Here is a 13,605-nt window from a genome sequence, read left to right as displayed (position 1 = left end):
CGTCAGGCGCGGCCGTGGCTGGCGCGGGACTGGCGCGCGAGGCTGTCGACGATCACGGCGATGGCGAGGACCGCCCCGGTGATCATGTAGCGCAGCGATGAGCTCAGATTGAGCAGGGTGAGGCCGTTCGAGATCGCCTGGATCACCAGCACGCCGAGGAGCGCCGACCAGGCCGAGCCGCGTCCGCCGAAGAGCGAGGTGCCGCCAATCACCGCCGCGGCGATAGCGTTCAGGTTTACGTCGCCCGCGCCGGCCTGCTGGCTCGAGGAGGCGAGGCGGGCAGCGGAGAACACACCGCCCAAGGCCGCGAAGCTCGAACAGAGGACAAAGGCCGAAAGCCGGATGCGACGGACGTCGATTCCCGAGCGGCGGGCGGCCTCCCGGTTTCCCCCGACGGCGAACATCGAGCGGCCCCATTGCGTCCGGGTGAGCGCGTAGTCCATCGCCACGACGAACAGCACGAAGAGCCCGAACATGTAGGGCACGCCTCGTCCCTGGTTGAGGTAGAAGGCTGCGCCGAGCAACGCCACGGTCAGCAGCCCCGCCCTGAGGTAGAGCACGCTGCGGCTGCCGGGCGTCAGGTTGGCGTGGACGCGGCGACGCATGGTCCGCAGCCCCGAAGCGATGATGAGCAGCCCCGGAACGAGCGCCAGCAGGTAGGACATCCAGGCCGGCATCACCATGACCTGACCGAACCGGACGAGCGAGGAACTGAATGGCAGATTGATCGAGCCGGTGGGCCCGAGAATGTAGAGCTGCAGTCCAAGGAGAGCGAGAAGCCCCGAAAGCGTCGAAACGAAGCTCGGCATGCCGAACCGGTTCAGCAGCGTGCCGTAGACCAGTCCGGTCAGCACACCGGCCGCGACGGCCCCGGCGATGGCCAGGGGCAGCGGCAGGCCGACATTGACCCAGATGACGCCGGTGATCGCGGAGGCGAGGCCGCTCATCGAGCCGATCGACAGGTCGATCTCGCCCAGCAGCAGGACGCAGACCACGCCGAGCGAGATGAGCCCCACGGCGGCGGCGTCGAAGAGTAGGTTCACGAGGTTGTTCGGGAGCAGGAAGACCGGGTTCAGCGTCGCGAAGACGAGGGTGATGACGATCAGTCCCACGATGACGGGCAGCATACCCAGATCGCCGGATCGCACCCGGTCGAAGAAGGCCCGGACGGCGCCGGCGATGCCCTGATCGTGGCGGACTCTCGTGTCGGCCCTATCGAGATTCGTCTCGGTATCAAGATTAGTCATCGTGAAATCCTCAGACCTCGGCCGGCTGCGCTTTGCGGGCGGCACGGCGGGAAACGGAGTTTTCGGAGGCACCGGTGATCGCGGCGACGAGATCCTGATGCGACGAGGCGGGGGTGAACTCGCCGTTGTTGCGCCCCAGACGCAGCACGACGATGCGGTCGGCGACGGCGCGGACGTCTTCCATGTTGTGCGAGATCAGGATCACGCCGTGTCCGCGGTCTCGCACCCGCTCGATGAGGTTCAGGACCTCGGCGGTCTGGGCGACGCCGAGGGCGGCCGTGGGCTCGTCGAGCATGATGATCTTCGGATCGAGCAGGAGCGACCGCGCGATGGCGACGGTCTGCCGCTGACCGCCCGAGAGCGACGCGACGGGTTCGCGTACCGAGGGAATACGCGCGGCGAGCTCCTTCAGAAGTCGCCAGGCCCGGACTTCCATCGCGACTTCGTCGAGCGCCCAGGGTCCGACCTCGTGCCCGAGGAACAGGTTGGCCACGACGTCGAGGTTCTCGCAGAGCGCGAGGTCTTGGAACACCGTGGCGATGCCGAGTTCCAACGCCGTGCCCGGGCCACTGAGATTGACAGGTTTACCCATGAACTCGATGCTGCCGGAGGTCGGCGCGTGGACGCCGGCAAGAACCTTGACGAGCGTCGATTTGCCGGCACCGTTATCCCCGACCAGGGCGACGACCTCCCCGGCATGGATGTCGAGCTCGATGTCGGACAACGCCGTCACGGCGCCGAACTGTTTGGACACGTCCCGCAACCGCAGGATCAGCTCCCCGCGCTCGGGACGGCTTTCGGACGTCTGGTCCATGTAATCCTCCTCCCTGGTTCGATCGACGGCCGCACCGGCCCCCCCGGTGCGGCCGAAAGCTCAGTTCGTGATGCCGAGTTCGCCGCAGGCCGCCTCGAATTCCGGCGTGCAGACCTCCTCCACGGTCTGGATGCCGGCATCGAAGATGGCCGCCTTGATGTTGTCCTGCGTCACGACGTCAGGCACGAAAAGCTGCGACGGCGTGTCGTAGAGCGTGGTCTCCGGCTCGGGCGTCTTGCCCTGCAGGAACTGGTTCGCCACCTCCGCCGCGGCTTCCGCGACGATCTCGGACGGCTTCGAGATGGTGTTGTACTGGTCCCCCGCGATGATCCGCTGAAGCGCCGCGATCGTCGCGTCGTTGCCCGTCACCGGCGGAAGCGGATCGACGCCGGCCGCCTTGAGCGCGGCGACCGCGCCCCCGGCAGTGCCGTCGTTCGCGGCGACGATGCCGGCGATCTCGTCCCCGAAGCGGGTGATCTGTCCTGCGGTCCATTCCTGCGCACGCGGCGGTGCCCAGTCGGGCGTGTCGAACTCCGCCAGCGTCTCGTAGGCGGAACCGTCGAGCGACGTGTCGATGCCGTCCCGGATCAGTCCCGCCGCCGCATCAGTCGGCGAGCCGTTGATCTGCAGCACGCCCGAACCCTCGGCGACCCCTTCCGCCTGCAGATGCTCGACAAGCGACTGGGCAATCGCCGCACCGATCCCCTCATTGTCGAATGACACGTAGTAATCGGCCGGGACATCCGGGATCGGACGGTCGTAGGCGATGACCTTCACGTCCTGCGACCGGGCGATCTGCACCAGGCCGGCCGCTGCGGACGAGTCGACGGGGTCGAGGACGATGACCTTGGCCCCCTGGGCGATGACGGAATTGAACTGCTGCTGCTGCAGGGCGGCATCCGCATTCGCGTTCTGGTAGATCACCTGGCAGTCCGGGCAGAGCTCGGACATCGCGGACTGAAATCCCGGGAAATCGTGCTGCTCGTAGCGCGTCGAGGCTTGATCCGGCATCAGGAACGCCACCGGCGCGGCATTCTGGGCGGTCGCGGCCGCTCCGAACGAGACGAGCGCGGATACCGATACTGCACCGAGCGACTTGGTCTTCATCTTCATGGGTCTCCTCCTCCATGTCCGCGACCGGTCCGGCGCCGGACGTGCGAAGGAAGTCCGAAGCGGGCGGGAGTACGGGCCGTCATGCGAGTGTCTGCCCGCCAGCCACGCTCCGCCGCCACTCTCCTCCCCAAGAGCCGTGTCGGTCGACTGCATCGGTTGCGCACGATTGCACAACCGATGAAGCAAGTTGTCTCACTTCCAAGAACCTGTCAACTGATATTGACAGAGCGTACCAAGAGGTGGGGTCGATGACACGACAGGATACGAGCGGTCGGCGGACGACGATCTACGATCTTGCCCGTCTCGTCGATGCATCTCCAAGTGCGGTCAGCGCCGTACTGAACGGCACGTGGGAGAAGCGCCGCATCAGCCGCAAGCTTGCGGACCGGGTTCTCGAGGCCGCCGACACGCAAGGCTATGCCCGCAACATCCAGGCCAGCCTTCTGCGTCGCGAGACTTCGCATATCGTCGGCATGATCATTCCAAAATACGACAACCGATACTTCGGGGCGATCGCCGAGCAGTTCGAGGCGCGGGCCCGCGAACGCGGGTTGTTCCCCGTCATCACCTGCACGCAGCGCGACCCCGATCTCGAACTTGCGGCTGCACGCGAACTGATCGCCTACCGGGCGGACTGTCTGGTCTCGACGGGCGCCACGAACCCGGATCGCGTCACGGAGCTCTGCGCCGCTGCGGGCATCCGAACGGTGAACCTGGATCTGCCCGGATCGGATGCGCCGTCCGTCATATCGGACAACGAAGCTGCGGCGCGTGACCTGACGAACCTCATTCTGGATCGGGGACGGGACGAACTTGGATGGAACGGGCCGCTTCTCTTCGTTGGCGGACGCGCATCCGACCACAACACCGGTGCGCGTCTACGAGGATTTCTGGAGGCTCATCACGCACGTGGACTTGCTGTTCCAGATGAAAACGTCGTCACCTGCGGATATGCCGCTGCCAAGGCGGAACAGGCGCTCGGCAATCTCGCGTCCCTGACGTCGCCGGCGATCTTCGTGAACTCCACGATCACGCTGGAGGGCGTCGTACGCTGGCTCGACAAACAGGACAAACAATATCGGTTCGGCTGCTTCGATTGGGACCCATTCGCCGCCTTGCTGAAAGAGAACGTCGGAATGGTTCAGCAGGATGTCGACGCCATGCTCGACGAAACGTTCGAGGTCATCGAAAGCGACGATCGCGGGGCGTCCGTCAAACGCATTGCCTGCCGATTGAATGTTCTGAACGCAGGCATCTCCGACTGAGCATTCTATCTACAAAACTTTCTGATATGACAGAGTTGTATACATAAAACAGCGTTACATAGAGTTTTTAATCGGTTCTATATCAATACTCTGTAGCGCGACCTTATCAGATACGCTGTCTCCGGTCCCGTGATACGTCACTGCGTGCATTGGATCCCTTTTACGTTGTCTGGATGGCCCAAGGCGTTGTCGCGGCTCTGCCAGAGGTTAGAGCGACGGACCATTATTCTGACGCATAGCCTGCATGGCAGAGGTAGTTGCGGCATTCGTCGGGGTTGAACATGTCGCAGACGTCTCCGAGGGCGCTAATGAGGCCGTTGAAGGTCCGCGCGCCGATGCGGCGCAGGTGGGCCTTGAGCTTGGCGAAGGCCATCTCGATCGGGTTCAGATCGGGCGAGTAGGCGGGCAGGAAGAGGAACCAGCATCCCGCCCGGCGCAGGGCGTCCGCTGCGGCGGACACCTTGTGAGTGGAGAGGTTGTCCAGGATGACGGCGGTCCCCGGTTCGAGGGCCGGGACGAGCTGCGTCTCGACCCAGGTCGTGAAGGCGGGACCGTCCATGGCGCCCTCGATCACCCAGGGCGCGACCAGCGCGTCGGAGGTGAGGCCCGCAACGAAAGTCTGCGTCTTCCAGTGCCCGAATGGGGCGTCGGCGCGCAGGCGTTTCCCTCGGGGCGCTCGCCCGCGCAGGCGGGTCATGTTGGTCTTCACCGAGGTCTCATCCACGAACACGAGCCGATGAGGCTCCCGGCGCATCCAGGGCAACCTGCGCCGCACCCAGTCCCGCCGGGCCTGGCGGATCGCGGGACGGCGGGTCTCCGTGGCGATCAGCGACTTTTTTTGACCCGCCAGCCCCAGCGGCGCAGGGCGCGGCTCAGCGAGGCAGGCGCGACCTGCACGCCCGTCGCATCCTCCAGCGCGCCCGCCAGTTCCGGCATGGTGATGTCGGCGTCGCTCCGGGTGACCTCCAAAAGGAACGCCCGGTGCGGACCCAGCTTGCCGCCGCCCGGGCATCGCCCACGGCGCCCGGGCGCAAGATCCTCGCCCGCCCGGACCCGGCGCGCGAGCCGCGTCCCCGCAGCCGGCGAGATCAGAATCCGCGCCGCCGCTCCCCGCGCGCTCATCCCCCCCTCAATCAGCCGCGCGAACCGCCAGCGGACGTCCATCGATAACGATACACCCATGAGCCAACCTCCCGACTCAGGTGAATCACGCATCGGTCCCGTTCGCCAGAACCGATTCCGAATGAACGTCCGCCGCTTTAAGCGTCGGGAGGTACTGCGCCGGAATATAGCCAGGTTCCAGATAGGAGCGCTGTTCGGTCTCGCTTCATTCTCATCTACTCTGTCCGAGCGAAATACTTACTTGGCGCCTGCGCTGAAACCGACGACGTCTACTTTGTCCTCGCACGGCTACGCGGCGTAATAGCGTCCGTAAAATTGGCCGGCTGACAATTCGACAGCCATGCCAGTCGCCAGCAGGGCACGGGCGGCGGCGCGACCGCCGCCCGTACTGATTTACAACTGCTCCGTCTGCGCGCCGGAGCCGGGGCGCGCCTTGCCGAGATCGGGCTTCTGGCCCAGCGGCTCGACCTTCTCGCGAGCCGTGAAGGTGCCGCGCCCGTCGAGCGACTGGCCCCCGTTGGTCCAGACGCCTTCCGGGGTCGGCTCGTCGAGCGAGGTGTTGAGGAAGTAGTAGCTGTGCTCCGTCGCCTCGTGCTCCTCCGGCGTGGCGTTCGGGATCGGGAGCGCCGCGCCGATGCCGCCCAGCTCCTCGATCACGGCCAGCCATTGCTGCTGGTGCATCGTGTCGCGCGCGATCAGGAAGGACAGCATGTCCTTCATCCCCGCATCGTCGGTCATGTTGTAGAGCCGCGAGGCCAGCACGCGTCCGCCCGCCTCCGCCGTGGCGTTCGCCAGCATGTCGGCGGCGATGTTGCCGGTCGCGTAGATGTGGCTCATGTCGAAGGGCACGCCGTTGGCGTTCACCGGCATCGCCGACAGGCCCGACGACAGGACGTGCCGCGGGTTCATGCCGCCCAGGATCGCGCCGACGACGCTGTCCTGCGCGGCGGCCTCCTGCTGCGAAAGCGGCGCCTTCTCGAGGTTGAGCGCGACGGCATGGCCGAGGAACTCGATATGGCTGAGTTCCTCGGTGGCCGTCATCATCAACATGTCGCGGAACCGTGCGTCGCCGCGGGCGCCCATCGCCTGGAAGAAATACTGCATGGCAACGCGGATCTCGCCCTCGATCCCGCCGATGGCCTGCTGGAGATACTTGGCGAAGACCGGATCGGGATTGTCGACCCGGACCTCGTATTGCAGCTTACCTGAGTGATAGAACATCTGTCGTTTCCTCCATCGTTGGATAGGGTTGAGGCACAGCATCATACACCGTGATCGCGCGGTACAGTTTCCTGGCCCGCCAAGCGAGGCGTCCGGTTTCGGCGGTGAGATGCGCAGGACGAGTGGTTCGGTCCGCGATCGTGTCGGCCATGCCCCCCGGGGCCCGGCCCAGCAGGCGACAGGACGCCGTGACCGTGAGCTTCCAGGGCCGGGCGATACGGCCGCCGGCCGCTTCGATTCGGTCGACAAGCCGGTGATCCTCGTGGCACGGGATCGCTTCGAAACCGCCAGCACGAAGGTAGGCATCCGTTCGAAAGGCGAGGCTGGCTCCGAGCGTCTGATTATGGCGGGGGAGGGGATCATGAATTACTGGCGAGCGCAGACCTTGAAGTTCGGCCTCTAGTGCGGAAACCCTGTCCTCCAAAACCCCATGGTAACGGACGAGCCGCGGCAGGCGAGCGAATTCGACCGGATCCGGTACGACGCGCCCGCATACGACGTCCGCGCGGGACAGGGACGCCAAAACAATTCGTGCCCATCCCGGCATGACGACGCAATCGGCATCGCTGGTAGCGACGATCTCAGTCTGGGGCGCCACGCGCAAAGCAGCCTGCAGACCCAACCGTCGTGCTTCTCCAACACCGCCAGCCAACCGAGCGGTTTCCAGAACCGCCACGGGCAGTTCCGGGTATCGCCGTGCGATCGACGCGGTTGCATCGGTGCACCCGTTGGCAACGACGATGATATCCCGCGCCTTTCCATCTCGCGCGAATGCGCCTAGGGCAACTGGAAGGCGCAGTGCTTCGTTCTGGGCAGGGATAACAATGACAAAGCCGCTGTTTCCCCATCCGGGAGGCACATGCAGTCTCTTCATCTCACCCGCAAACGATCGAAATCATCGAGCAAGTTGGCGCTACTACGGCAGGACGAACGCGGCGCAATCGGCTTGCAGTAACCTTTACTGGAACGCTGAAGCTCACCTCGCTGAGCATGATCGCGATCTGACGCGACCAGATCCTCTTTGAACGATCGAAAAACAAGAATCGAGAGTGGAAATCGGGTGCTCGACAAGGTTATCATTCCGTCATATTACGGTTAACCCTATATCGATATTCTAGTTCCGGAACTGATTAGTTTATGTTAACTTGTTGAGATTTTACCTGCTATGGTGCTCCTAAACCTGAACAATGACGTAAGCTTTGATTCTCTGTCTGATAATCTTCACGACGAATGAGATCGAAGAGGTCGCCTATCGCCGTCGCGGCGATGCGCGTTCGCTACCCTTACCTCCGAGGTAGAGAAGAGCGGCGATGCAGACCTCCTGCGCGAGAAAACACCCGCCGCTCCCGTCCGTCATCAGACGTTCCAATCTACGTCACCACGACTCTATCAGGGCGTCTACCGAATGGGTGGGAAGATCAACTAGGCGCTTCTGAGCATAATTGTTCCGTCCTTCGATCTGGTTCTCAGTGATACGAGAGCTTCCGCCGCAGGCTCAGGCCGTCCGAAGAGGAAACCCTGGATATTCCAGCAATTCTCACGCTGGAGCGCGACAAGCTGCTCTTCGGTCTCGACGCCTTCGGCAAGGACGACAATCTCGAGGGATTGCCCGAGCGTGATGATCGCTCGGACGATCGCCGCACAGTTCCGGCTCGTCGGCAGGTCACGGATGAAGGAGCGATCGATCTTGATCTTGTCGAACGGAAAGCTCTGCAAATAGCTGAGCGAAGAATACCCCGTGCCGAAGTCATCCATTGAAATCCGCACGCCCAAATTCTGAAGATCATGCAGAGTCTGCAAAACGCCATCGGGATTCTGGAGCAGGACGGATTCGGTGATCTCCAGTTCCAGCCGATCCGCGTCCAGGCCGCTCTCGCCGAGGGTCCGCTGCACGATCGCGACGAGATCGCTGTCGCGGAACTGAATGGCCGAAAGGTTGACCGCGACGCTGACATCCTCGGGCCATCTCGCAGCTTGGGCACAGGCCTCCTTCAAGACCCACTCACCGATCGCCGCAATCAGGCCAAGCGACTCCGCGAGCGGTATGAATACGGCCGGCGAGACCGGACCGCGCACGGGATGCGACCATCGCAGCAGCGCCTCGAAGCCACAGATCCTGCTGTCATCGGCCGTGTCGACGAGTGGCTGGTAGAACAGTTCGAACTCGCGCTTGTCCAATGCGGCGCGAAGATCGAGCTCGAGGCTCAGACGTTCGCGGAGCCGCTCGTCCATTCCCGGCTCGAAGAAGCGGTATGTATTGCGGCCCTCATCCTTGGCTCGGTACAGTGCCAGGTCGGCGTTCTTCACAAGCGTTTCGGCGTCCTCGACATGCTCCTCGTCGACGAGCGCACAACTCGATGAGATACCGATACTGACGCCGATACTGATCTCGTGCTCATCGATCTTGAACGGCGTTCCGAGGCGCCGGAGCAGGCGTTGCGCAAAACGCTCGATCTCGTCGGCACTGTCGACATCCGCCTGGATGATTGCAAATTCGTCGCCGCCGAGACGTGCGACCATATCGGCCCCCCGGATACTGTTGCTCAGTCGCCCTGCGACCGCTTCCAGCAATGCGTCGCCGACCGGATGGCCGAGCGTGTCGTTCACCATCTTGAAGCCGTCGAGATCGAGGCAGTGCACCGCCACCGCCTTACCGGGGGCCCGTGCAAACAGATGATCCTCGAGATGTTCCCGGAAGTAGGACCGGTTGGGCAGGCCCGTCAGCGCATCGTGCTTTGCGAGATATGCAAGGCGCATCTCGACCTGTCGCTGCTGCGTGACGTCCTCGTAGGTCGTGACCCAGCCGCCACCGGCGATGGCCTGATACGAGACCGCCACGACCCGTCCATCCTCCAGCTCCGTCGAGAATTGAGCGTTTTCGCCGGATACGGGACGAAGCTTCAGCGCATCCGGGATCGCGACCGCTTCGTCGGTAATGCCGATCTCGGGCGCGCCGAACATCTCGGCGAAGCGGCGGTTGTAGACCTGCAGGCGGCCCGAGGCATCGAACAGGCTCAAGCCCTGGGACATGTTGTTGAGTGCTGCCTCGAAGCGATTATGCTGAACCCTGATCTCGCTGGCATGGTTCGAAGCCTGCGCGTCCATCAGGGCCCGGATCCGGGCGAGGCTGGCGGCGATGCTCGCCTGCATGGTCGACAAGGCGCGAAGCAGTTCCCCGGTCTCGCCACGGCCGCGGGACTCAATCTGGTTGTCGATCTTTCCCGCTGCGATTGACGTGGCAATTCCGACCGCCTTGCGCATGGCGGGCACGATCGAGCGGCTGAGCAGATAGCTGACGACCAGCGCGCCGAGGACCGAGAACGAAATCGCAATCCAGGCGCACTGCATGGACCTGTCGATCAAGTCCTGCACGTCGCGGCGGAAGACGTAGCCATCACCGGCAAATACTTCCACCGCGACGTCGAACTCCTCCTGAAGCCTCACCAGCTCGGCGTTCAGCTCGGACATCGTGAGCGCGACCTCATCGGCGCCGAGATCCTCGATGCGGGCGTAAAGTGACTCCAGTGCCGATACCGCCATGGGCGACATAACCCGTTCACGCGCTATCTCGAGATCACTCAGGATCGTAGGAAGTGCAGCCTCGATGCGCGCGTGCATATCGCGTCTTGCTTCGGAAGCGGTCGTTCCGTCGATTTCACGACCCACGCGGGCGTTCGCCACCAGTAGTTCCATCAACCCGTTCTGCGCCGAGCGAAGGTAGCTGACGGACATCAACGCTTCATCGTAGATGCGTGTGGCCAGAGCGCCGATGTCCTGCTGCGACCGTTGCAGGTAGAGGCCTATGCCGGCCATCATCAGGGTCAGGCTCAGACAGCCGACCACTAGCTTCAAACGGATGGACATGAGTCTTTCCCTGGCTTTCTTGCACATTTGCCGATGAGCGCAGGCAGCCCTATTCCTCGGGCGCCGGACTGACTTCGACCTTCAGAAGCATCTTCGGATGGATGCCACAGCGGACCTCGAAGGCGCCCTCGCGCGGAAACCGCACATCGACGACTTCCCCCGGAAACTGCTCGGCCGAGTCAAAGGAGAAGCGGGGCGAGTTCGCGTAGATCTGGTGGAGAAAGCGGTCGTCGTTCGTGAAGCTGACGATATCGCCCGCGACGATCTCGACATGCTGTATCTCGAAACGCCGGTCCTTCTGGTTCACGGTCACGGTCTCGGCCAGGATGGCAGCGGGCGCGAGCGCCGCCGGCAACCCGACGAGCATCGCGCAAAGAAGGTCAGTTGGTCGGGCGGACATGGCGCGATCCTTCGTCGATGGCACGACCTGTGCGACGGTCGTAGGAAATGCGATAGGCACGGTTCCGGGCGATCAGCAGCGGATCGCGCGAAGGGGAAATGCCGTCGACGAGGTTGAGCGGCGTGAAGAGAAGGCTGCCCTGGGCCGCCTGGTCGTCGGCAATGCCGGTCAGGGTCAGCGTCCCGAGTTCGACCATTCTCCGATCGCCGGGCCATGCCACCGACCCGTCGACGACGTCGTCATCCGGACCTGCGATCTGGGCCATGAGGCGAAACGCCACCCGAGCGATCCGGAGGCGGTCGGCGAGTTCCCTGGTCAGGTAGTCCGGGCCGCGGCGCGCGGCCGCCTCGGCGCTCAGGTGAGCCGACCCTGCGACCGGCTCGATTCGGTAGCGAACATGGCGGGCCTTGCCCTTGTCGTTCGTGAAGACGAAGGCGTTCACCCCGTGGAAGGTTTCGGTGGCGTAGCTCTCCGGGGCAGGCTTCGGCGTGTCGACGAACCGTCGGGCAGCCGGGTGCGCGGCGAGAAATTCCGCGAGCACATGCGGCTCGGGAGCGGCGAGCGCGCGAAGGAAGCCGAGGAAACCCTCGGGCGTCGCCGCCGGAAATCCGTTGTAGGAATGGGCCACGATGTCGGTGCTGCCGCCATCGGGAAGCAGGAACTTGATCGACATGCCCCGGGGACTGGCCGCAGCCGCACCGTCGGCGAGATCAGGCAGGCCGGCGAAGTTCGACAGCCGGACGAGGGCCGACACCTCGCTTCCCGAAAGGTGGATCGCCCGGCTCAGCCCGGCAGCCTCGGACGTCGCGACGAACCGGGCCTCAAGCAGCAAGCCCTTGGTATGGACTGCACGTTGCCCGTCACGTGGCCCGTCGAAAAGCGCGTCGAAAGCCGCGACCGTCTGTCGCGGGACCACGCTCAAGGCGCCACCGTCGCCCGACACGACCTGCGCCGCGCTCGCGCCGGCCAGGCACATCGCAAGACAGCCCGCGAGGAATCTGCGACCAAATCTCGCCCTTACGGTATTCGGGTTCACGATGTTCCGTACAGGTTTATACATTGTCCTTGGCCTTTCTTCGCAGATGAGGCGTCGGAACCGGACCTACTCAAAGACGGATTACAAATCGTAAAAAATGGACAACATACTAAACTTGCAGCAGTTTTATCTCAAAGATGGATTTGTCGACGAAGTTTGCTCGGGACTCACATCACATGTCCAGCGGCATGGCTGGCGGGCATGTCCAAACCCGCTCCAGAACCCACCCGCGCCGTGGCTGTTTGTGCATCATGGCCTGTCTAGCTGTCCGTTCCGTGGAACTGGAATGCATTCTTCGCCAGATCGTGCTCATAGACGCTCCGTACGAAGGATCGAGGAAAACCCATCACATCGTACAGCGATGCCGTCGGATGACGGCTGCCGCATCAAAGCCCTTCAACTCGCGAGATGGCGGGCGACGACGTCCGTCAACTCTAGCCCCTCACGACTGTCGTTTGCAGCCGGCCAAGCGTTCATTGCCAGTCGGTAGGTCCTGCCCGGGTCGAGGCCGATCTCGGCCACATGCATGTAATCACCGGTCCGCGAGTCGAGCTACGTGGTTGCGAACTGGTTAGCACGCGAGAGAATTCACGAGAGATCGGTGCTGGAGATCTCGGCCACGACGATCCCGCCTTCGAAGCGGATGAACGGTCTAGGCCGTAGCGTGTCAGCGGCTCCAGGCTGAGCGGCGCGCCGAAGTGGTGTGGTTGAACATGACAAGATCCGCGTCCGCCGCTTGCCGCATTGCCTCGGCCGCGATGAGGATCGAGCCGTGCAGGTCCAGCGTGCCGAGGATCCGCGCGACAATATCCTGCTCCTCGCGGTCAGATGCGCCTCCATCTGCGCGGCCATGAGGCCCGCGAGCTACAATCGCCGTCCCCGGCCAGGATCTCCTCGGCGCAATAGCGCGCCTGCACGCTGTAGTTGGGCCAGTTCGTCGTGCGATATTAGGAGATATTAGGTTTCGGCATGGGACTGACTAACCTCTAGGATTCCCGAACTGAATCCCTCTCACCGATATGTGCAACAACCCCCTGTGGACTGCATTCAGGGCTAGCGACTTGACTGCGAAAGCTCTGAAATCAGGAGACAGTCTGCCGCAGCTAAATGACATTCTGCCGCAGCGAAAGAAACGTCATTCAAATGTACCAAGGCAAAGCCTCTGTCGTCGCCAAGGATTTTGATATTGATTTTCGTTATCGATATACGCCTGAATTGGCTGAACGAGAGCCGGGAGCGGTACGAAGTCGCTTATGTCTGGATCGATGGTCTTGCGATCGTCGTAAGTCGGTTTGCCAGTCGAGAAAAAGCGCAAAACTGGGCCAGGCGCGCGCGACCAGACATTGAGGTCGTAGATCGGAGCGGCATCCAATCCGGTTAGATGAATCCACAACCGCCTGTAGTCCCCGCTAACAGACCGGAAATATCTCTATTCGATATCAAGCCAGAGGTGGTTCGGGAAAACTGAACAGCCGGGATAAGTGGATTTTCCGCGCCACGGCGGCATGATTGTCGCGAGCGAG

9 protein-coding genes and 1 pseudogene are annotated in these 13,605 nt (G+C 63.2%); 1 reads left to right on the top strand and 9 read right to left on the bottom strand.

All coding sequences use genetic code 11. The annotated features are described in order from the left end of the window. Window positions 1-2: 2 nt before the first annotated feature. Genes Q1A87_RS19850 through Q1A87_RS19840 form a run of 3 tightly spaced genes read right to left on the bottom strand, consistent with a single transcriptional unit; the run spans window position 3 to window position 3,174 of the window. On the bottom strand, window positions 3-1,247 hold the full coding sequence (locus Q1A87_RS19850; RefSeq protein ID WP_299655494.1) for a sugar ABC transporter permease: 1,245 nt from the start codon (window positions 1,245-1,247) through the stop codon (window positions 3-5). 10 nt (window positions 1,248-1,257) lie between these two features. Continuing rightward, window positions 1,258-2,061 (bottom strand): ATP-binding cassette domain-containing protein, encoded by an 804-nt coding sequence (locus tag Q1A87_RS19845; protein WP_299655491.1) that lies wholly within the window; start codon window positions 2,059-2,061, stop codon window positions 1,258-1,260. Between the two features lie 60 nt (window positions 2,062-2,121). Further along, complete coding sequence (locus tag Q1A87_RS19840) at window positions 2,122-3,174, bottom strand: sugar ABC transporter substrate-binding protein (RefSeq protein WP_299655488.1); 1,053 nt, start codon at window positions 3,172-3,174, stop codon at window positions 2,122-2,124. Window positions 3,175-3,422: 248 nt separating this feature from the next. On the opposite strand from Q1A87_RS19840, the gene Q1A87_RS19835 reads away from it, so the two are divergent. Continuing rightward, on the top strand, window positions 3,423-4,439 hold the full coding sequence (locus Q1A87_RS19835) for a substrate-binding domain-containing protein (protein WP_299655521.1): 1,017 nt from the start codon (window positions 3,423-3,425) through the stop codon (window positions 4,437-4,439). A 223-nt stretch (window positions 4,440-4,662) separates the two neighbouring features. Here Q1A87_RS19835 and Q1A87_RS19830 read toward each other — a convergent pair. From Q1A87_RS19830 to Q1A87_RS19805, 6 genes and pseudogenes are all read right to left on the bottom strand, one after another. Further along, window positions 4,663-5,621 (bottom strand): annotated as a pseudogene (locus Q1A87_RS19830) (IS630 family transposase). Between the two features lie 333 nt (window positions 5,622-5,954). Then, window positions 5,955-6,782 carry a manganese catalase family protein gene (locus tag Q1A87_RS19825; protein WP_299655485.1) on the bottom strand — a complete coding sequence of 276 codons (828 nt, stop codon included), beginning with the start codon at window positions 6,780-6,782 and terminating at the stop codon, window positions 5,955-5,957. Next, complete coding sequence (locus tag Q1A87_RS19820) at window positions 6,763-7,656, bottom strand: glycosyltransferase (RefSeq protein WP_299655482.1); 894 nt, start codon at window positions 7,654-7,656, stop codon at window positions 6,763-6,765. Before Q1A87_RS19820 ends, Q1A87_RS19825 begins: the two co-directional genes overlap by 20 nt. A gap of 548 nt (window positions 7,657-8,204) precedes the next feature. Beyond that, window positions 8,205-10,646, bottom strand: coding sequence for an EAL domain-containing protein (locus Q1A87_RS19815; RefSeq protein WP_299655479.1), 2,442 nt, complete (start codon window positions 10,644-10,646; stop codon window positions 8,205-8,207). Window positions 10,647-10,695: 49 nt separating this feature from the next. Further along, window positions 10,696-11,046 carry a hypothetical protein gene (locus tag Q1A87_RS19810; RefSeq protein ID WP_299655476.1) on the bottom strand — a complete coding sequence of 117 codons (351 nt, stop codon included), beginning with the start codon at window positions 11,044-11,046 and terminating at the stop codon, window positions 10,696-10,698. Beyond that, window positions 11,027-12,022: a catalase family peroxidase gene (locus tag Q1A87_RS19805; protein WP_299655473.1), complete on the bottom strand. Its 996-nt coding sequence runs from the start codon at window positions 12,020-12,022 to the stop codon at window positions 11,027-11,029. The genes Q1A87_RS19810 and Q1A87_RS19805 overlap by 20 nt, the downstream gene beginning before the upstream one ends. Window positions 12,023-13,605: the final 1,583 nt, after the last annotated feature.

It is taken from the genome of uncultured Jannaschia sp., assembly GCF_947494055.1.
Taxonomy (GTDB): Bacteria; Pseudomonadota; Alphaproteobacteria; order Rhodobacterales; family Rhodobacteraceae; genus Jannaschia.
The sequence above is the reverse complement of the archived record's forward strand: the minus strand, read 5'-3'. Positions and strand labels throughout refer to the sequence as shown.